General features: G+C 63.2%; 15 protein-coding genes and 1 other RNA gene. 6 read left to right on the top strand and 10 right to left on the bottom strand.

The window, feature by feature from the left end:
* Positions 1-22 precede the first annotated feature (22 nt).
* An RNA gene (gene rnpB, locus C2138_RS07175) (RNase P RNA component class A) lies at positions 23-417 on the top strand.
* Between the two features lie 20 nt (positions 418-437).
* Here the strand turns inward: rnpB and ppgK are convergent.
* Together ppgK and map are read right to left on the bottom strand one after the other, a co-directional pair.
* Positions 438-1,190 (bottom strand): polyphosphate--glucose phosphotransferase, encoded by a 753-nt coding sequence (gene ppgK, locus C2138_RS07170; RefSeq protein ID WP_108516657.1) that lies wholly within the window; start codon positions 1,188-1,190, stop codon positions 438-440.
* Between the two features lie 35 nt (positions 1,191-1,225).
* Positions 1,226-2,092 (bottom strand): type I methionyl aminopeptidase, encoded by an 867-nt coding sequence (gene map, locus C2138_RS07165; RefSeq protein ID WP_108516655.1) that lies wholly within the window; start codon positions 2,090-2,092, stop codon positions 1,226-1,228.
* A gap of 33 nt (positions 2,093-2,125) precedes the next feature.
* Here map and C2138_RS13635 point away from each other — a divergent pair, with 33 nt between their 5' ends.
* Complete coding sequence (locus tag C2138_RS13635) at positions 2,126-2,299, top strand: SPOR domain-containing protein (RefSeq protein WP_146181257.1); 174 nt, start codon at positions 2,126-2,128, stop codon at positions 2,297-2,299.
* A 37-nt stretch (positions 2,300-2,336) separates the two neighbouring features.
* Here C2138_RS13635 and gdhA read toward each other — a convergent pair whose 3' ends face one another.
* The 3 genes from gdhA to C2138_RS07150 are packed head-to-tail and all read right to left on the bottom strand — an operon-like array spanning position 2,337 to position 6,310.
* Positions 2,337-3,686, bottom strand: a complete 1,350-nt coding sequence (gene gdhA, locus C2138_RS07160; protein WP_108516653.1) for an NADP-specific glutamate dehydrogenase — start codon at positions 3,684-3,686, stop codon at positions 2,337-2,339.
* Between the two features lie 34 nt (positions 3,687-3,720).
* Positions 3,721-4,551: a 3-methyl-2-oxobutanoate hydroxymethyltransferase gene (gene panB, locus C2138_RS07155; protein ID WP_108516651.1), complete on the bottom strand. Its 831-nt coding sequence runs from the start codon at positions 4,549-4,551 to the stop codon at positions 3,721-3,723.
* Between the two features lie 22 nt (positions 4,552-4,573).
* A complete protein-coding gene (locus C2138_RS07150) occupies positions 4,574-6,310 on the bottom strand; it encodes an NAD+ synthase (protein ID WP_108516649.1) in 1,737 nt (578 codons plus the stop codon).
* A 70-nt stretch (positions 6,311-6,380) separates the two neighbouring features.
* Here C2138_RS07150 and glnA (C2138_RS07145) point away from each other — a divergent pair, with 70 nt between their 5' ends.
* Both glnA (C2138_RS07145) and C2138_RS07140 read left to right on the top strand, forming a co-directional pair.
* Positions 6,381-7,718, top strand: a complete 1,338-nt coding sequence (gene glnA / locus C2138_RS07145) for a type I glutamate--ammonia ligase (protein ID WP_108516648.1) — start codon at positions 6,381-6,383, stop codon at positions 7,716-7,718.
* An 8-nt stretch (positions 7,719-7,726) separates the two neighbouring features.
* Positions 7,727-10,669, top strand: a complete 2,943-nt coding sequence (locus C2138_RS07140) for a bifunctional [glutamine synthetase] adenylyltransferase/[glutamine synthetase]-adenylyl-L-tyrosine phosphorylase (RefSeq protein WP_108516646.1) — start codon at positions 7,727-7,729, stop codon at positions 10,667-10,669.
* Positions 10,670-10,744: 75 nt separating this feature from the next.
* Here the strand turns inward: C2138_RS07140 and glnA (C2138_RS07135) are convergent, their stop codons facing one another.
* Positions 10,745-12,169 carry a type I glutamate--ammonia ligase gene (gene glnA, locus C2138_RS07135; RefSeq protein WP_108516644.1) on the bottom strand — a complete coding sequence of 475 codons (1,425 nt, stop codon included), beginning with the start codon at positions 12,167-12,169 and terminating at the stop codon, positions 10,745-10,747.
* Between the two features lie 137 nt (positions 12,170-12,306).
* Here glnA (C2138_RS07135) and C2138_RS07130 point away from each other — a divergent pair, with 137 nt between their 5' ends.
* A complete protein-coding gene (locus tag C2138_RS07130) occupies positions 12,307-12,723 on the top strand; it encodes an RDD family protein (RefSeq protein WP_108516643.1) in 417 nt (138 codons plus the stop codon).
* Positions 12,724-12,819: 96 nt separating this feature from the next.
* On the opposite strand, the gene C2138_RS07125 is transcribed toward C2138_RS07130, so the two are convergent.
* Positions 12,820-13,536: a DUF4191 domain-containing protein gene (locus tag C2138_RS07125; RefSeq protein WP_108516641.1), complete on the bottom strand. Its 717-nt coding sequence runs from the start codon at positions 13,534-13,536 to the stop codon at positions 12,820-12,822.
* 120 nt (positions 13,537-13,656) lie between these two features.
* On the opposite strand from C2138_RS07125, the gene C2138_RS07120 reads away from it, so the two are divergent.
* Complete coding sequence (locus tag C2138_RS07120) at positions 13,657-15,204, top strand: protein kinase domain-containing protein (RefSeq protein ID WP_108516640.1); 1,548 nt, start codon at positions 13,657-13,659, stop codon at positions 15,202-15,204.
* Here the strand turns inward: C2138_RS07120 and sucB are convergent.
* The 3 genes from sucB to C2138_RS07105 form a co-directional block, all read right to left on the bottom strand.
* The gene (sucB, locus tag C2138_RS07115; protein WP_108516638.1) at positions 15,201-17,072 is read right to left on the bottom strand and encodes a 2-oxoglutarate dehydrogenase, E2 component, dihydrolipoamide succinyltransferase; all 1,872 of its coding nucleotides are present in this window, start codon (positions 17,070-17,072) and stop codon (positions 15,201-15,203) included. The genes C2138_RS07120 and sucB overlap by 4 nt on opposite strands.
* A gap of 52 nt (positions 17,073-17,124) precedes the next feature.
* A complete protein-coding gene (gene lpdA, locus C2138_RS07110) occupies positions 17,125-18,498 on the bottom strand; it encodes a dihydrolipoyl dehydrogenase (protein ID WP_108516636.1) in 1,374 nt (457 codons plus the stop codon).
* A 93-nt stretch (positions 18,499-18,591) separates the two neighbouring features.
* The gene (locus C2138_RS07105; protein WP_108518917.1) at positions 18,592-20,082 is read right to left on the bottom strand and encodes a leucyl aminopeptidase; all 1,491 of its coding nucleotides are present in this window, start codon (positions 20,080-20,082) and stop codon (positions 18,592-18,594) included.
* Between the last annotated feature and the right edge of the window lie 21 nt (positions 20,083-20,103).

The following is a 20,103-nucleotide window of genomic DNA, read 5'->3' as shown; positions in this document are numbered from 1 at the left end:
CCCGGTAGACTGGCAGCGCGAATGGGTCGGCAAGACGGTCGCGTCAGCCTGGTTCTTCGGAACCAGACTGCCGAGGAACGTCCGGGCTCCATAGGGCAGGACGGTGGGTAACACCCACCCGGGGTAACCCGCGAGAAAGTGCAACAGAAAGCAGACCGCCTCCGGCGCTCCCTTCGGGAAGCATCGGCGGTAAGGGTGAAACGGTGGTGTAAGAGACCACCAGCAGCCCGAGTGATCGGGCTGGCTGGGTAAACCTCGTCCGGAGCAAGGTCAGACAGAAAGCGCTTAGGGCTGCCCGCCCAGCTTTCGGGTAGACCGCTAGAGGGCTGCGGCAACGTAGTCACGAGATAGATGGCCGTCCAGCGCGGGGCTTTGGCTCGGCGTGAACAGAACCCGGCGTATCAGCCGGCCCATTCGTTTTACCCCGTGTCGCTCTCCTACGTGGGATTGCGGGCGAGAGCGGCCGCGCCCATGATTCCGGAGTTATTGCGCAGGGTCGCGGCGACAATGGGCGTCGAAAGCGAGAGTAGGGGCAGGAATTCCTCTGCCGACTTCGATACGCCCCCGCCCACGATGAAGAGACTCGGGCTGAAGTACCGCTCGAGATATTCGTAGAAACGCTGGAGCCGATCGGCCCATTCCTGCCAGCCCAGCCCCTCACGTTCCCGGGCTGAGTTTGCGGCAACCGTCTCCCAGTCAATGCCATCAATCTCAAGGTGACCGAGTTCGATATTGGGAATCAGCGTGCCGTCATGAATGAAGGCGGTACCGATGCCCGTTCCGAGCGTCGTCATGATCACGAGCCCGCTCACGCCCCGCGCAGCCCCGTACCGAGATTCCGCGTAGCCAGCAGCATCTGCGTCGTTGATGAAGTGGATGTCTCGTCCGAGCGCCTGCTCGAAGAGGTTCTCTGCCTCGAGCCCGATCCACTCCGGCGACACATTCGCCGCAGACATCGTGCGGCCGTGCGAGACCACGGCAGGAAAACAAATCCCGACAGGGGTTTGTGGCTCAAGATGACCTACCTGATCCACGATCTCGCGAACTGCATTGACGATGTCGTTCGGCGCTCCGCCCGGCGGGGTTGCAACCTTGAGCCGCTCAGAGACGAGCGTTCCGGTGGATAGGTCAACGACGGCACCCTTGATGCCGGTGCCGCCGATGTCGATTCCGAGGGCGATGTCGTGCATCAGAAAGGCTCCTTGTCGCAGGGTCCTGAGACTCGTTAGGGAAGGGTCAGTATCTCGGCGCCACGCTCGGTCACCACGAGCGTGTGCTCGAACTGTGCCGTGATGCTCTTGTCCTTGGTCGTGACTGTCCAATCGTCGGGCCACATGTCCCACTCGTGCGTGCCGAGGGTGAGCATCGGCTCGATGGTGAAGACCATTCCGACCTCGATGATGTCATCGAACTGGGGCGCTGAATCGTAGTGCGGGATGATCAGCCCCGAGTGGAAGGCTGCCCCAACCCCGTGACCCGTGAAGTCCCGAACGACGCCGTAACCGAATCGCTTGGCGTAGGCCTCGATTGCTCGACCGATCACGTTCACCTGACGGCCTGGCGCGACAGCCTTGATTCCCCGCGCTAGAGCCTCCTGCGTGCGGGCGACCAGATCTGTCACCTCTTGCGAGGCTTCTCCGACGATGAAGGTGTAGTTGGAGTCGCCGTGAAAGCCGTTCTTGAACGCGGTGATGTCGATGTTCACGATGTCGCCGTTGTCGAGCACGGTGTCGTCGGGGATGCCGTGGCAGATGACCTCGTTGACCGAGCTGCAGAGCGACTTGGGGAACCCGCGGTAGCCCAGCGTCGACGGGTAGGCCTCGTTGGCCACCAGGAACTCATGAGCGATACGGTCGAGCTCCTCAGTCGTGACACCGGGGCGGATGCTCTCGCCAACGAGCTGAATTGCCTGAGCGGCAATGCGACCGGATTCCCGTATGAGGGCGATCTCGTCGGGGGCGTAAACATCGCCGCCCGTGTGCTTTGTGGGAGCTGCTTTGCCCACATACTCGGGCCGAGGGATACTCGCCGGCACCTGTCGTTGGGGGGAGACCACTCCCGGGATCAGGTGACCGTGTGAATCCGTGGGCATAAGATCGATCTTAGGTTGACTCCGGGAGGTCCCATGTCCGAATGGTGGTACAACACCCGCACCGGCGAGGTTGAAGAGGGTATGGTTTCGCCTGCTATCGATCGCGCTGGCCCCTTTGCTACCAAAGAAGAGGCGCTGGCTGCTCCGGCCGTAATCGCCGAGAGAGCGCGCAAATGGGCAGAAGAGGAATCGCGCGAGAATAAGTGATTCTCGCGCGATTCATCCGCTGGTATTGCTCTGCGGGCTAGATGAGCCCCTGAGCGATCATTGCGTCTGCTACCCGGCGGAATCCCGCCGCGTTGGCGCCGACAACGTAGTTTCCGGGGGCGCCGTAATGCTCGGCTGCCTCGTACGCGGAGCGATGTACGTCTTTCATGATGCTGTGCAGGCGGTCCTCGCTTTGGGAGAAGTCCCAGCGCTGACGGGAGGCATTCTGGCTCATCTCGAGGGCCGAGGTCGCGACGCCTCCGGCGTTTGCGGCCTTTCCGGGGGCGAAGAGAACGCCGGCCTCCTGGAGAAGCTCCACGGCATCCGGGGTGGTCGGCATGTTGGCGCCCTCAGAAACGGCGATCACGCCGTTGGCAATGAGGCGCTGAGCGTCGCTCAGCAGAAGCTCGTTCTGCGTTGCAGACGGGAACGCCAACTGCGCCGGAACATCCCACACACGACCATCAGTAATGAGTCGCGAGCCGGGCCGACGGGAGACGTAGTCAGAGACACGACCGCGTTCGACCTCTTTCACCTGCTTGAGCAGTTCGACGTCGATGCCCGCTTCGTCGACAATGTATCCGCTGGAGTCGGATGCGGTGATCGCCCGTCCGCCGAGCTGCTGAATCTTTTCGATCGCGTAGATCGCTACGTTTCCCGAGCCGGAAACGATCGCGGTCTTGCCCTCGATGCCCTCGTTTTTGGTCGCGAGCATCTCTTCCATGAAGTAGACGGCACCGTATCCGGTTGCCTCGGTCCGCACCTGCGCGCCGCCCCAGAGAACACCCTTACCCGTGAACATGCCGGATTCGTGGCGGTTGGTCAATCGGCGGTACTGCCCGAAGAGGAAGCCGATTTCGCGAGCGCCGACGCCGATGTCGCCAGCGGGCACATCGGTGTGCTCACCCAAGTGCCGGTAGAGCTCAGACATGAAGCTCTGGCAGAACCGCATGATCTCGCTGTTGGAGCGTCCATGAGGGTCGAAGTCCGATCCACCCTTTGCGCCGCCGATGCCCTGGCCGGTGAGAGCGTTCTTAAAGATCTGCTCGAAGCCAAGGAATTTGATGATGCCGAGGTTGACGCTCGGGTGAAAGCGCAGCCCGCCTTTGTAAGGGCCAAGGGCTGAGTTGTACTGCACGCGGTAGCCGCGGTTGACATGAACCGTGCCCTGGTCGTCGACCCACGGCACGCGGAACATGATCTGGCGCTCTGGCTCGACGAGCCCTTCGACGACGCCGGTCTCGAGGTACTCGGGATGACGTTCGACAACGGGGGCGATGGATTCCAAGACCTCCCGTAGTGCCTGGTGAAACTCGGGTTCGCCGGTGCTACGAGCGACGGCTCGATCGTAGATTCCGGTCAGGGCAGGGGAGAGTACGGAGTGCATAGGGGCTTTCTCGAGTGGGCGGGTGAGCAGTTCGTTAGTAGCTGTGCTCGGGGCCGGGGTAGGTTCCGTCGGCGACATCTGCACGAAAAGCCAGCGCGGCCTCCGTGAGAATACCGCGTAGGTCGGCGTACTGACGAACGAACTTGGGGATGCGACCGGCAGTGAGACCTGCCCAATCGGTCCAGACCAGAAGCTGGCCATCGACATGGGGGCCAGCGCCGACACCGATGGTCGGAATGCGCAGCTCCTTTGTTACGTGCGCAGCCGCATCGGCCGGCACCATTTCGAGCACAACGGCGAAAGCGCCAGCGTCTTCGACGGCGTGGGCGTCAGCGAGCAGCTTGTCTAGCTGATCGCCGCGGCCCTGAATCATGTGCCCACCGAGCCCGTGCTCGCTTTGCGGCGTAAACCCCACATGACCCATCACGGGGATTCCGGCCTCAACGATGCGACGGATCTGTTCTGCGCTTCGCACGCCGCCCTCAAGCTTCACGGCGTGGGCATGGGTCTCTTTCATGAACCGAATCGCGGAGTGCAGAGCCTCTTCGGCCCCGACCTCGTACGAACCGAAGGGCAGATCGGCGATGACGAAGGCCCGCGTCGCGGCTGAGGCAACGGCTCTAGTGAGGGGGATCAGTTCGTCGATCGTGACGGGCAGAGTGGTGTCGTACCCGAACACTGTGTTGCCGGCGGAGTCGCCGACGAGGAGAAAGTCGATGCCCGCCTGATCGAAAATTCCGGCCGTCTGCACGTCGTAGCTTGTGAGCCCCGTGATGGGGATCCCGTTCTCCTTCGCCGACTGAAAGTGGCGGGTGCGTACGCGCTTGAGAGCCGCCTGCGCAGCGGCAGCATCGGAATCATTCATGTCGACACTCTATTCCTGTGCGTCAGATGTTTCGGGTCGGTCGGTAGGTGACCGGGAGTCGTCGGTCTCGGCCGAAGGCCATGCCCGAGATTTTCGGACCGATTGCTCCCTGCCGTCGCTTCCACTCTGCGCGGTCGACAAGACGCGTCACCTCGTCGACAGTCGCGCGATCAAATCCGAGCTGAACAACGTCCTCCGCGCCGAGTTTCTGACCGACATATGCGTCGAGAATCGCGTCAAGTACGTCGTACGGGGGCAGGGAATCCTGGTCGACCTGGCCCGGGCTGAGTTCGGCCGACGGCGGCTTGCTGATCGAGTTCTCGGGGATGGGTTCGATCTCTCCTCGCGAGGCAGCGAACTCGTTGCGCCACCGAGCGAGCTCCCACACCAGCGTCTTCGGAACGTCTTTGATGGGCGCGAATCCGCCCACCGAATCGCCATAGATCGTGGAATACCCGACTGCCAGTTCGGTCTTGTTTCCCGTGGTGAGCACGAGGTGACCATTCATGTTGGAGAGGCCCATCAGAATCACACCGCGAACCCTGGCCTGGAGGTTCTCTGAGGCGAGCCCCGTGAGCCCCAGCTCGTTTTCGAATGGCATCACCAGGTCGGCGATCGGCTCGGTCGTGTAGTGGATGCCGACTCGCTCGGCGAGGTCGTCTGCGTCAGACCGAGAGTGGTCCGAGGAGTAGCGACTGGGCATAGAGACTGCGTAGACGTGCTCTGCCCCGATGGCGTCGGCGGCGAGAACGGCACACACGGCGGAGTCGATGCCGCCAGAGAGGCCGAGCGCCACGCTCGCGAACCGATTCTTCTTCACATAGTCGCGCAGTCCAAGAACGAGAGCGTTCCAAAGCTGTTCGCGGTCGTCGGGTAGCTCGGCGACATCCGGGGCGAGGTCAGGTTTCGGGTGGTTGCGCGTTGTGAGGTCGATGCGGCGAACGTTGTCGGGCAGATCGGTGTCGGTCGCGTCTGCCGCATCAACATCCACCACGAGCACGTGCTCGCGAAACTGAGGAGCGCGAGCCAGGATGGTGCCGTGGCCGTCGACCACGACGCTGTCTCCGTCGAAGACCAGGTCGTCCTGGCCGCCGACGAGATTTACGTATGCCACGATCGTGTCGGTTTCGATGGCGCGACGAGTCGCGAGGGGCAGGCGCACCTCATCTTTGTCTCGCTCAAACGGTGAGCCGTTGAGCACGGCGAGCACGCCCGCATCGGCCTCAAGCACCCGCGAAACGGGTCCGCCGTCTCGCCAAAGGTCTTCGCAGATGACGATCGCAACGTCGATGCCGTTGACTCGAGCTACCAACAGCTCGTCACCCGGGATGAAGATGCGGTATTCGTCGAAGACGGAGTAGTTGGGCAGGTGGTGCTTGGCGTAGGTGGCCTTAATGTGGCCGTGCTGAAGCACGCTCGCAGAATTGTGGGCAATCGCTGTCGGAGCATTGCTTGTGCCGAGCAGGCGGGGTTCGTGGGGGCCGTCGGGGTGCCCGACGATGACGACAAGGTCGCCGAGTCCCTCGTCGAGCAGCTGCTTGGCGAGCGTGCGAGTCGCGTCGAGGGATGCCACCAAAAAGCTGGGCCTCTGGGCGAGATCCTCGATCGGGTAGCCGGTAACTGCCATCTCTCCCGTGATCATCAGATCAGCGCCCTGGGCCGCGGCCTGCCGTGCGGCATCGAGGATCTGCCGGCTGTTCGCGGCGAGGTCGCCGAGTACCGGATTGGTCTGCGCCAGTGCTAAGCGAAGTCGTCCCATAGCCAGTAGCCTAATAGCGCACGGCCACCGGCTTCGGGGGTCGACCGGTTGCTGACATGACGAGGGGCCAATGGACAAGCAGAGGGACTTTGTACTCCGCACGATCGAAGAACGCGGCATCAAGTTCATTCGCCTGTGGTTTACCGACGTAGTCGGCACGCTCAAGTCTGTCGCTATCGCGCCTGCAGAGGTCGAGGGCGCCTTCGCCGAAGGTCTCGGGTTCGACGGCTCGGCGATCGAGGGGCTAACGCGGTCGTACGAGGCCGATGTTCTCGCGCATCCTGACCCGGCGACCTTCCAGATTCTGCCGTGGCGTGGAGAGATTGATCCCACGGCACGCATGTTCTGCGACATCATGACGCCCGACGGTCAGCCAGCGGTCGCTGATCCCCGCAACGTGCTCAAGCGCACGCTCGCCAAGGCTGCTGACGCAGGGTTCACGTTCTACACGCACCCCGAGATTGAGTTCTACCTTCTCAAGAGCTCCAAGTTCGGCCCAAAGGGACCCCAGCCTGTGGATTCTGCGGGCTACTTCGACAACGTTCCCGGTGGCACGGCGCACGACTTCCGTCGCCGTTCGGTGCGCATGCTCGAAGATCTGGGCATCTCCGTTGAGTTCAGTCACCACGAGGCGGGCCCCGGTCAAAACGAAATCGACCTTCGCTACGCGGATGCGTTGACGACGGCAGACAACATCATGACGTTCCGCACGGTGATCAAAGAGGTTGCTATCGAGCAGGGCGTCTACGCCACGTTCATGCCGAAGCCACTCTCCGATCACCCAGGATCCGGCATGCATACCCACATGTCGCTCTTTGAAGGCGATGTGAACGCTTTCTATGAGGCCGGTGCCAAGTACCAGCTGTCCAAGACGGGACGCCACTTCATTGCCGGCCTGCTGCGGCACGCTCCGGAGATCACGGCCGTCACCAATCAGTTCGTCAATTCCTACAAGCGTCTTTGGGGCGGTGACGAGGCGCCGAGCTTCATCACCTGGGGCCACAACAACCGCTCAGCGCTCGTGCGAGTGCCGCTGTATAAGCCCAACAAGGGTCAGAGTGCCCGGGTCGAATACCGCGCGATTGACTCTGCTTCAAACCCGTACCTGTCCTTCTCGCTCATGCTGGCGGCCGGGCTCAAGGGCATCGAAGGCGAGTATGAGCTCCAGCCTGAGGCCGAGGACAATGTCTGGCAACTGAGTGATTCTGAGCGACGGGCGTTGGGTTACAGTGCGCTGCCAGCCAGCCTGGATCACGCGATCTCGATCATGGAAGACTCCGAACTCGTCGCGGAAACGCTGGGGGAGCAGGTCTTCAACTTCGTCTTGCTCAACAAGCGCCAGGAATGGCGCGAGTACCGCTCGCAGGTCACCCCCTACGAGCTGAATCGCAATTTGGAGATGCTCTAGCCCGACCGATGAGACGCGAACGCACCTCTCTTACCGACCTTGCCCGCATAGGATTCGCGCGCCTAGGGGAGGCGCGGGATCGGCTCGAGCTCCTGGGGGACTCCGGGGCGCAGCTCCTGCCGGAGTTCGCCAAGGCTGCTGACCCCGATCAGGCGCTCACTCTGTTGCTCGGGTTACTCGAGACTGCCCCAAGCGAAACCCGTGTGATTCTGGATTCGCCCGGCGGTGCCGAGAGACTCATCCGGGTGCTGGGAGCCTCCCTGGGGCTCGCAGATTTTCTGCGGCGGCATCCGGATCAGCTGGACGTTCTTGAATCCGCTCTGGAGCATCCATGGACCGCTGAACGGTATCGGGATGATCTCGTCGAGGCCGCACATTCCGCCGAGGGCGAGCGCGCGTGGGACGCGATCCGCGTGCGCTACCGCCGTCACGTCACCGCGATCACCGCTTATGACCTCGGACTGCGCGACCCTTTGGCGGGCATCCCCGCTGTCACGGGTGCCCTCGCCGATCTTGCCGCCGCCGTCATCGAGGCTTCGCTGGTTATCGCCAGGACTCTCGTGCCGTTCCCCGCAGATGAGGTAGCCGCCACCAAGCTTGCCGTTATCGGCATGGGTAAGGCTGGCGCACGCGAACTCAACTATGTGAGCGACGTCGACGTGATCTTTGTCGTCGAAGCGGCTTCGTCGATCGAGACGGGTCGCGCCGTCGAAATCGGCACGCGGCTTGCGATCCAGACCATGCACGGCATCACCGAACTCGCGGGCGAGCCTGCCCTGTGGGATGTCGACGCCAACCTGCGGCCAGAGGGCAAGGACGGCGCTTTGGTGCGCACGCTCGAATCGCATGTTGCCTATTACGAGCGGTGGGCCAAGAGCTGGGAATTTCAAGCTCTGATCAAGGCCCGTGCCATGGCGGGAGACACGGAGCTTGGCCGCCGGTACGAAGAGGCCCTAGCCCCTCTCATCTGGCGGAGTTCGTCGCGCGAGAACTTCGTCGGCGGCGTGCAAAAAATGCGCGAACGCGTCACGGAACACATCCCGTCAGACGAAGTCGATATTCAGCTAAAGCTCGGCCCCGGAGGCATCCGGGACATCGAGTTCACGATTCAGCTCCTGCAGCTTGTGCACGGCAACTCAGATCCGCAGGTTCGGCAGCGAGGCAGCCTCGAGGCGCTCGAAGCCCTCGCCGAGGGCGGCTACATCGGCCGTGCCGAGGCGGCGGAGTTCGCTCACGATTACCAGTTTCTGAGAGTGCTTGAGCACCGAGTGCAGCTCGCCAAACTCACCAGGACCCACCTCATGCCGCGCGACGAGGGCGCCCTTCGGGTGCTGGCGCGGGCCAGCGGGCTCGCGACGACGGCGGCCGGCATTCTTGAGCAATGGGCGGCCCGCAAGGCAGCCGTGCGCACCCTGCACGAGAAGCTCTTTTACCGCCCGCTACTCTCTGCGGTAGCAGCACTGCCCGAGGCGGGATTGGCGCTCAGCAGCGAGCAGGCAGAAGCACGACTCGCTGCGATCGGCTTTATTGATCCCCGCGGTGCGCTCGCCCACATTGCGGCGATGACGACCGGTGTCTCCCGGCGGGCCCAGATTCAGCGCAATCTGCTCCCCGTCATGCTTCAGTGGTTCTCCGAGGGGGCTGACCCGGACTACGGTTTGCTCGCGTTCCGGCGGCTCAGCGACCGGTTGGGGGAGTCGTACTGGTACCTGCGCATGTTGAGGGATTCCTCCGGGGCCGCCAAACGCCTCACTGAGGTTCTCTCGGGGTCGCGCTATGTCGGCGCATTGCTTGAGCGGTTTCCTGAATCGGCTGCATGGCTTGAGAACGACGACGACCTGCGCCCGAGGATGCCGTCCTTGCTGCGCGAGGAGGCCTCGGCATTGTTGCGCCGCCACTCCGAGGCGGAGCCCGTCGCGGCCGCGCTACGTGCGGCCCGCCGCCGCGAGGTGCTGCGCCTCGCTCTGGGATCGATGCTCGATATCGTTTCCATCGAGGATCTCGGCCGCGGGCTGTCCGAGATCAACAGCATGTTCCTCGACGGCATGCTGTCGGCGATTCGCCGCGAGCCCGACGGAATCGAATTCGGCATCATCGCCATGGGGCGCTACGGCGGGGGCGAACTCGGCTTCGGATCAGACGCCGACGTCATGTACGTTTACCGTCCGACCACTGTGGAGCCAGAGGTAGCGCAGCGGCGCGCGGAGCGGATTGTGTCGGACCTCATCAGGCTGACAGAAGATCCGCAGCTGCCATTCGAGCTCGATGCCAATCTGCGCCCCGAGGGTCGCAATGGTCCTATCGCCCGGTCGCTGGAGTCTTATCGGGCTTACTACGCCCGATGGTCCCTCACATGGGAAGCTCAGGCGCTTCTCCGGGCGCGAGGTGTTGCGGGAGATGCCGGACTCCTTCGTGACTTCATGGCCGTTGCCGATGCGGTTCGCTACCCGGAGTCGATCTCGGAGGCCGAGGTGCGCGAGGTCAAACGCATCAAGGCGAGGGTCGAATCGGAGCGCCTCCCGCAGGGCGCTGACCCCTCTCGTCATCTCAAGCTCGGGCGCGGTTCGCTCAGCGATGTCGAGTGGTTCGTGCAGCTCATTCAGTTGAGGCTCGGAGCAAAGAATGCCGGGCTGCGCACGCCGTCTACGCTCGATGCCCTGACCGCAGCGGTCGTTGCCGAAGAGGTGACGGAGTCGGACGCGCATATGCTGCGCGAAGCGTGGATCTTGGCCTCGCGCATCCGGTCGGCAATCACCCTGTGGTCCGCCAAGACTTCGGATGTTCTGCCCACCGACCGCCAGCAGCTCGACGGGGTGGCCCGTATCCTTGGCTATCCTGCGGGATCTGCCACGGATCTGGAGGAGGACTACCTTCGCACGACTCGGCATTCTCGGGCGGTTTTCGAACGCCGCTTCTACGGTGTGGAAAAGCCCTTTAGCCCCACGATCTAGCGACGGGCGGCCCGTTGGGCCCCAGACGCAGATAAGGGCCGCAGAATCGCTTCTGCGGCCCTTATCTCTTAGCGATTAGACGCCGTAGTACAGCTCATACTCGATCGGGGTCGGGCGCTGCGCGGCGGGAAGAATCTCCTGCTCACGCTTGTACGCGATCCACGTCTCAATGAGGTCCTTGGTGAACACGTTGCCCTGAAGAAGGAACTCGTGGTCAGCCTCAAGAGCCTCAAGCGACTCCGCGAGTCCGCGAGGAACCTGCGGGATGCCCTTGGCCTCCTCGGGGGGAAGCTCGTAGAGGTCCTTGTCGACCGGGGCGAGCGGCTCGATGCGGTTCTTGATGCCGTCGAGGCCAGCCATCATCTGCGCCGCGAAGGCGAGGTACGGGTTGCTCGAGGCGTCGGGCGCGCGGAACTCAATGCGCTTCGCCTTGGGGTTGGTACCCGTGATCGGGATGCGGATGGCCGCAGAGCGGTTACCGGCCGAGTACACGAGGTTGACGGGTGCCTCGAAGCCGGGCACGAGGCGTCGGTACGAGTTGAGTGTCGGGTTCGTGAACGCGAGAACGGCGGGGGCGTGCGCGAGCAGGCCACCGATGTACCAGCGAGCCAGGTCGCTGAGCCCGCCGTAGCCAGCCTCGTCGTAGAAGAGTGGCTTACCGTCGCTCCAGAGCGACTGGTGGGTGTGCATGCCCGATCCGTTGTCACCGAAAAGGGGCTTGGGCATGAACGTTGCGGTCTTGCCCCAGTCGTTCGCCGTGTTCTTGACGATGTACTTGAACTTGAGGATGTCGTCGGCCGCGTGCACCATCGTGTCGAAGCGGTAGTTGATCTCTGCCTGGCCGCCGGTTCCCACCTCGTGGTGTGCGCGCTCCAGGATGAGGCCAGCGTCGATCAGCTTGAGGCTGATGTCGTCGCGAAGGTCCGCCTGCTTGTCGACGGGGCTGACGGGAAAATAGCCGCCCTTGTAAGGCGTCTTGTTGCCCAGGTTTCCACCCTCTTCGACGCGTCCGGTGTTCCAGGCGCCCTCTTCGGAGTCAACGGAAAAGAAACTGGAGTTCTGCTTGGTCTCGTAGCGGACGTCATCGAAGATGTAGAACTCGGCCTCGGGGGCGAAGTACGCGGTGTCGGCGATGCCTGTGGAGGCCAGGTACTTCTCGGCCTTCTTGGCTACCTGGCGCGGGTCACGGCCATAAACCTCGCCGTTGCGGGGGTTGTAGATGTCGAAGACCATGATGAGGGTCTTCTCTGCGCGGAACGGGTCCAGGTATGCGGTGCTGACGTCGGGGATCAGCTGCATGTCGGACTCGTGGATCGAGGCAAAGCCACGGATCGACGAGCCGTCAAAGAGCTGGCCATCGCGAAAGAAGTCCTCGTCCACTGTTGACGCCGGAATGTTGAAGTGCTGTTGCACACCAGGCAGGTCGGTGAAGCGGATATCAAGAAACTTCACGTCGTTGTCTTTGATGAACTTGAGCACCTCGGACGAATCAGTGAACATGCGTTGGACTCCAATGAGCGAAGGTGGAAGTGACACCTGCAAATGCAGACAAGGGGAGGCTATTTGTGCGGGGTTTCCCCACGGTGTCACCTTTGTTTCGCCCATGTTACGCGTCACTGGCCTCGTAGACTGGATGTATGCCATCAGCAACTCAGGCCACGCCGTCCGTCTCCTCATGGCCGGGTCAGCGGCTCGGCCTCCCCGAAACGGGCCCGCGTTCGGTCGCGAGGCCGCTGAGGCGGATTGCGGCCCTCCTCATTGACTTCGCCCTCGCGGCTCTACTCTCTGCCGTGTTCTTCGGTTACGAGCAGTGGGCGTCAACGCTGATCTTCATGGCGACCCAGGTTCTCTTTATCCCGCTGACCTCGGGCGGAATCGGCCACCTCTGCGTCGGCCTGAGGGTCGTTCCTATTCGCGGAGGCTGGGTGGGAATCTGGCGCCCCCTCGTGCGGACGTTACTACTCGCGCTCGTAATCCCTGCGCTTATTTGGGATGCCGACCAGCGCGGTCTTCACGACAAGATCACCGGAACGGTGCTTGTGCGGGTGCGGTAGACATTCGCGAAACGACAGCGATAAAGGAGGGGCACACGGTATTCGTGTGCCCCTCCTTTATGCCTGCTAGCCCGGTCTGTTGCCCGGGTCCAGCAACTAGCGTGGGCGCGGGGCGCGAACCTTGGTCGGGTCGATGCCCTTGGGGATCGCCAGCCCCGTCTTCGTCGTCAGCGATGTCACACGGTTGTTGACGGCATAGACCTCGGCCTTGGTGAGGGCCTTCTTGTAGCTACCGAGCGTGCTGGCGATCTTGTGGAGCGGCACGGAGTCCTCATCGGGGCCTACGTGGATTATGTGAATCGGCACATTGGCCGCAACTCTGGCGACCTTGCGGCGCTCGTCCTCGAGCATGCGAGTGGTTCGCGTCTTGGGGCCCTCGCCAATCAAGACGATCCCACCGCGGCCAACGGCACGGTAGACGGCATCCTGAGTGCGAGGGCTCACAGCGACAGGAATCTCGCTTGCGGTCCAGCCGCGACGAAGTGAGCTCTTGAGCACGGCGCCGACAGCGCCCGGTTGTCCCTTGATCTGCGAATATGCAGCGCGCTCTGCCTTGCGACTCAGGACTATGAGAAAGACGAGCAGGCCGGCGAGAAGGCCGGAGATAATCCAGAGGATTAGGCCAAAGACGTTGTTGCCAGAGATGAAGATACCGGTGACGACAACGGCGGCGAGCGGGCCGACAAAGGCCAGCAGCATCCACCAAACGGAGCTGGGGTCGTACCGTTTGGTCATCTTGAAGACCTGGTACATCTGCTTAATGCGGCCCGGTTCCTTGGGAGTCTTCGGGGCTGATTTGTCTCGGCGTGCCATGCATCAAGAATAGGGCCTGTGCGGACACCTCGATCCCACACAGTTGCCGTTACCTGCTCTCGCTCACAACCTTTTCACAGCGGGACGGAGTCGTCCTGGTCCCCTGCGAGCCTAGGCAGCATGACTTTCATCGCCGGGTATCGCACGCTTCGACGCCTCGGCGCGGGGGACAGGTGCGAGGTCTGGCTGGGCAGGCCCCTGGCCGATCAATCCGGAGGAGAAGCCGGCTCCATCGTCGGTAAGGCCGATGACGCAGAGTTCGGTTCCGACTTGGTGGCTCTCAAAGTGTTTCGCCCTGAGGTGCCTGCGGCCAGTATTGACTCAGAACTCAGGGTGCTGTTGCGGCTCGACCATCCGCACATTGTGCCTGTCCTCGATGTTGCCACCACGGCTGCGCTGGCGCCCTGCCTTGTGCTTCCGAGGTACGAGCCCGGCGGCCTCACTCGTCTGCTCTCGGCGCGGGAGGCCTTGCACATAGGCGAGGTTGTCACCGTGGTTGCGCCGCTCTGCAGTGCGATCAGTGAGATGCATGATGCGCTCGTCAGCCACGGTTCGATCGGTGTGGGCTCTGTGCTGTTGAGTGAGGATGGCGCTCCCGTCCTTGTGGGTTTTGGTTCCGCGAAGGAGATCGATGGCCGCCGTCCTGCGACCCCCGCAGTGCTGGCATCTGACAAAGACTTCCGCGGAGACCGGCTCGCTCTCTCCGCCCTGACAAGAGTGCTCCTCGGCAAAGTCGTAGGGGAGCGCGGGGCCGGTGGCCTCGAAGACTGGTTGGCATCCGATGCCACGGCAAGTCCTGCATTTGCCGCAGAACTCGCCGATCGGTTGTTTGATCTCGCCGACCCCTCGCCGGTGTCGTACACAGACAGGGCGCCGGATGCCGCGCGAGCACGGCCTCTCGAGCTTCGCGGGCAGATGAGCGCCACCATCAGTCGAGAAGCAGAGGAGCACCGAGACGGCTTGCACCTACGGTTTTTGGGCGTGCCCGGTTCTCTTGCGGATGCCGCCGATGTTGCGGTGGATTCGGTTGTGCGGGCCGCCAGAGCCGCATGGCAGGCACTCGCCCTTGTTCGCCGACGGTACTTCTTGCTCGGCAGCGTCGCCGTGCTGTGCGGAGCGCTTGCAGTCGGGCTCCTTGTCGCGGACCAGGAGGATGCCGAGACGGCGGCAGACGAATCCGCCGCGGTGGTGCCCGCGGAAGCTTTGCCTCGTCAGGAGGCGCCGGCGGAGGACCGCGGCACTGTTGACGGTGCTGACGCCCCGCCGAATCTCGACTCGGCGGCCATTCTCAGCGGCGACGATGCCGCAGCAGCGGGTGTTGAGCTACTGCGGGTTCGCTCCGCATGCATTGCGGAGGGGTCGGTGACGTGCCTCGAAGCGATAGTGCATGGCGAGTCGCCCGTTCTCCTTTCGGACGCCGAGACGATTATGGCTACTCAGCGAGGCGAGGCCAGTCGTACCGACCGGGGCTCCCAACCATGGGCTCCGAATGCCCTTGAGCTTGTGGATCAGATGGGGTCGGCGGTGCTGCTTCGCGAACCAGCAGTCTCGCAATCAGACGCGAACCAGCTCGGTGCCGGGGCGGAGCCTGGATACAGTCATACGGCCTCGCTCCTGATAGTCAGGAGCGAGGCCGTATGGAAGATCCGCGATATCTACGAAATCTAGATGCCGAGGTTGTTCGTAAAGTCACCAGCCTCGAGGCGGTTCTTGATCATCACGAGGAATCGAGAAGCGTCTGCTCCATCGATGATGCGGTGGTCATACGAGAGAGCAAGGTAAACCATCGATCGAACGGCGATCGCGTCGCTGTCGCTGCCGCTGTCGGAGACGACGACGGGACGCTTGGTCACGATTCCGGTGCCCAAGATTGCCGACTGCGGCAGGAACACAACGGGCGTGTCAAACAGAGCGCCGCGCGAACCGGTGTTGGTTAGCGTGAACGTTCCGCCAGCGAGCTCGTCTGGCTTGAGCTTGTTTTCGCGGGTGCGCTCCGCGAGATCAGCGATTTGTGCAGCCAGGCCGGCGATGTCCAGCGAACCCGCGTCGCGCACGACCGGTGTCAGCAAGCCACGCTCGGTGTCAACCGCGATGCTGATGTTCTCCTGCGGCGGGTAGACGATGTTCTCACCGTCGATCGTCGCGTTGATGATCGGGTATGCCTTCAGAGCCTCGGCTGTTGCGAGAGCGAAGAACGGCAGGAACGTAAGCTTCGTACCCGTCTTCTCCAGGAACTCGTCCTTGACCTTCGTGCGGAAAGCAGCGACCTTGGTAACGTCGACCTCAATGACCGTCGTCAGCTGAGCAGACGACTGCATCGAGATAACCGCGCGCTCGGCAACGACCTTGCGCAGGCGCGTCATGGGAACCGTCGTACCGCGAAGCTCAGAAACCTCCACAGCGGTCGCCGTGGCGGCAGGAACCGCAGCAGGAGCGGATGCTTCTACCGGAGCAGCAGCAGGAGCTGCCGCTGCGAGCACATCCTCTTTGCGGATGCGACCGCCGACACCGGTGCCGGAGAGAGAGCTAAGGTCGACGCCCTTTTCGTTCGCAAGCTTGCGAACGAGGGGGGTGACGTACCCGGCGTTGATTGCAGGCTGCGCTGCGGGTGCAGCTGCTGCGGCGGGTGCAGCCTCGGCAGGTGCTGCGGCGGGTGCGGCATCCGCAGGTGCTGCTTCAGCTGCCGGAGCTGCCGGAGCGGGAACCTCAGACGGGAGGTACTCGGTCTCCCCAGCGGGCTCGGAAGTTGCCTGCTCGGGAGCTGCCTCCTCGGAAGTTGCCTGCTCGGGAGCTGCCTCCTCGGCGGGAGCTGCTTCCTCGGCGGGTGCTGCCTGCTCGGCGGGCGCTTCAGGCTCGGACTGGGCCGCTGCACCGCTTCCGATGCGGAGAAGCTCTGCACCCACTTCGATCGTCTGGTCTTCTTCGACGAAAATCGCCTGAACGATCCCGGAGATGGGCGACGGGATCTCGGTGTCGACCTTGTCCGTGGAGATCTCGAGAAGAGGCTCGTCCACCTCAACAGTGTCGCCGACCTTCTTGAGAAGACGGGTTACCGTTCCCTCGGTGACACTCTCACCCAGCGAGGGGAGAACGACTGACTGGCCGGGAGCATCCGCAGCCGGGGCAGACTCGGCAGCAGGAGCCTGCTCGGCAACGGGCTGACCCGCGGAGACGGGCTCGGCGGGCGCGGACTGAGCCTCTGCAGGCTCAGCGGGTGCCGCCTCAGGCGCTGGAGCTTCTGCGGCGGGAGCCGCTTCTGCTGCAGGCTCGGTGGCGTCCGGGGCTGCTGCGTCGCTGCTGCCGTCACCGATGCGCACGAGCGGAGCGCCAACCTCGACGGTCTCGTCCTCAGCAACGAGGATCTCCTCGATGACTCCGGCTACGGGCGACGGAATCTCGGTATCGACCTTGTCGGTTGAGACCTCAAGCAGAGGCTCATCGACCTCGACCCGATCGCCGACGTTCTTCAACCAGCGCGTAACCGTGCCCTCGGTGACACTCTCACCCAGTGCCGGGAGGTTGACGGATTGGCTCATCAGGGGTGCTCCTTATGTGAATTCTGTAGGTCCAGCATATGTGCAGGCCGGATCAGACTGCGTGGAGGGGCTTGCCGGCGAGGGCCAGGAAGGCCTCTCCGAGCGCCTCGTTCTGCGTGGGATGTGCGTGGATGAGCGGGGCTACGTCTTCGGGATGCGCATCCCAGTTCACAACGAGCTGAGCTTCGCCGATGAGTTCGCCCACGCGCGCGCCGATCATGTGGACGCCGACGACGGGGCCGTCGTTAACTCGAACGACCTTGATGAGGCCGGACGTGCCGATGATGTGGCTCTTGCCGTTGCCGGCGAGGTTGTAGTCGTAGCTCGACACGTTGTCCGCGCCGTGCAGCTCCTTGGCCTTTGCCTCGCTGAGCCCGACAGAGGCGACCTCGGGGTCGGAATACGTGACCTTGGGGATGTTCGTGTCGCTAATCACGACCGGGTTGAGTCCGGCGATCTCTTCTGCCACGAAGATGCCCTGCTGGAACCCGCGGTGTGCGAGCTGCAGCCCGGGAACAATGTCGCCGACGGCGTAGACGCCGGGAACGTTCGTGGCGAGCCGCTCGTTGGTGAGGACGAATCCACGGTCCATGGTGATGCCGGCTTCTTCGAAACCGAGACCCGCCGTCGACGGTCCGCGACCAACGGCAACGAGCAGAAGCTCGGCCTCGATGGTCTCGCCGTTCTCAAGGGTGACGACAACGCCGTCATCGTTCTGGGTGACGCCCTGAAAGCGCACGCCAACCTTGAAGTTGATGCCGCGCTTGCGGAATGCGCGCTCGAACTGCTTGCTGATGGCTTCGTCTTCGTTGGGGACGAGATGGGGGAGCGCCTCGATGATGGTGACGTCGGCACCCCACGACTTCCACACGCTAGAGAACTCGACCCCGATGACGCCACCGCCGAGGACGGCTACCTTTTTCGGAACGAAGTCGAGCTCGAGGGCCTGCTCCGAGGTGATGACGCGCCCGCCGATCTCCAGACCGGGAAGGCTGCGCGAGTAAGAACCCGTAGCGAGGATCACGTTCTTGCCGACATAGCGGTTGCCCGCTACCTCAACGGCGTTGGGGGCGACAAGCTTGCCTTCACCCTCGATAACGGTGATGCCACGCATCTTGATCAGGCCGGTGAGTCCCTTGAACTTGCTGGAAACCACTTCCTGCCGGTAGGCGGTCACACCGGCGATGTCGATGCCCTCGAGGCTCGCGTTCACGCCGTACTTGGCGGATTCGCGTGCGACATCGGCGACCTCTGCCGAGTGAAGGAGCGCCTTCGTGGGGATGCAGCCGACGTGCAAGCACGTGCCGCCGAGCTTGTTCTTCTCGATGAGAGCTACGGAAGATCCGAGCTGCACTGCGCGCAGGGCAGCGGCGTAGCCGCCACTTCCGCCGCCGAGAATTACTAGGTCAAAGTTCTGTTCGGGCACCCGTCAACTCCTTGTGGATGAGGAATGTGCGAGACCCGCAAAGGGGGGTGGTGATGCGAGTCCAGCGGCATAATCGTCGTAACAAAAACCCTACTATGCCTGGCCGAATTCCTGTGCCAGTGCGACAAGTGTTCGCACCGTGACGCCGGTCGGACCTTTGCCCGTGAATCCGTAAGCGCCCCCTGAGTTATTCGCGGCGCCTGCGATGTCAAGGTGCGCCCAGGGGATGCGCGTCTCCGCGCCGTCTGCAGTGCCGATGAACTCCCTGAGGAACACCGAAGCGAGCAGCATGCCGCCCGCGGAGTTGCCGATTCGAGCGTTGGCGAGATCGGCCACGTCAGAGTTGAGCGCCGGACGCAGCTCATCGGGCATGGGCATTGGCCAGACCTTCTCATCGACTTGATCCGCGACTTTGCTGATCCGTGCCAACAGATTCTCGTCGCCCATCATCGGCACGTATCGGTTGCCGAGTGCCACGATCGCTGCGCCAGTGAGGGTCGCGACATCGATGATGGCATCGGGCATCTCTTCGCTTGCGGCAACGAGTCCGTCGGCCAGAACAAGACGGCCTTCTGCGTCGGTGTTGAGCACCTCAACAGTGGTGCCACCACGCACCGTGATTACATCGTTCGGCCGAAGCGCCGTCGACGATGGCATGTTTTCGGCGAGGCACAGCCACCCCGTGATCTTGACGGGCAGGCGGAGTCTGGATGCCGCACGAACCACCGCGAGCACCGTTGCGGCCCCCGTCATGTCGTACTTCATGCCAACCATCGACGCCGCAGGTTTGAGGCTCAGCCCGCCGGAGTCAAAGGTGATTCCCTTGCCTACGAGGGCGAGATGCCGTGTGGCGCCGGCGGGGGAGTACTCAAGACGCACCATTCTCGGCGGGCGAGCGGAGCCCATGCCAACGCCGAGGATGCCGCCGTAGCCGCCCTCGGAGAGGCCTTGCTCGTCGAGCACCGTCACGTCGATGCCATCCGAGGCCACTGCCTCGATCGCGGCGTCGGCGAAGCTCTGCGGAAAGAGATCGATGGGGGGAGTGTTGACCAGATCCTTCACCAGGTGAATGGCATCGGCGATCGCCTGTGCGCGGGCGACGATGGCGTCTGAGTTGGTCGATTCGCCCACAACAGTGATCGCGCTGGGCGGGTTCTTCTCCTTATCTAGCGACGCAGCCCGGTAACGGGTGAACGAATATGCGGCAATGGCCGCACCTTCGAGAATGGCATCGAGATCCTCATCCGAGGCCACGGGGAAGTGGAACGTCACCGTCTCCACGCCGCCAAGCAGGCGTACGGCCGCTCCGGCCGCGTACCGCAGTGCCTGCGAGTTGGGCTCAGAAACACCGAGCCCCACGAGGGCAACGCTGCGGGCAGACCCTCCTATCGAAGGAAGCCGGATCAGCTGGTCGCGGGAGCCGGTCGCGCCGACGGCCTCCAGCGCTGCACCAATGGAGGCATACTCGGCGGTGTCTACGGCCAGAGCTGCGCCGTCCGGGGTCGAGAGCACTCCCAGCACGAGCACGTCGGAGTCGATGCTCAGTGGGTTATCTGTGGTGATTGTCAGCTGGGGAACGGTCATACTGCCCATGCTAAAGCGGCA

Source organism: Salinibacterium hongtaonis (assembly GCF_003065485.1).
Classification (GTDB): Bacteria; Actinomycetota; Actinomycetes; order Actinomycetales; family Microbacteriaceae; genus Homoserinimonas; species Homoserinimonas hongtaonis.
Note: the sequence above shows the minus strand (reverse complement) of the source record. Positions and strands in the feature narration are given on the sequence as shown.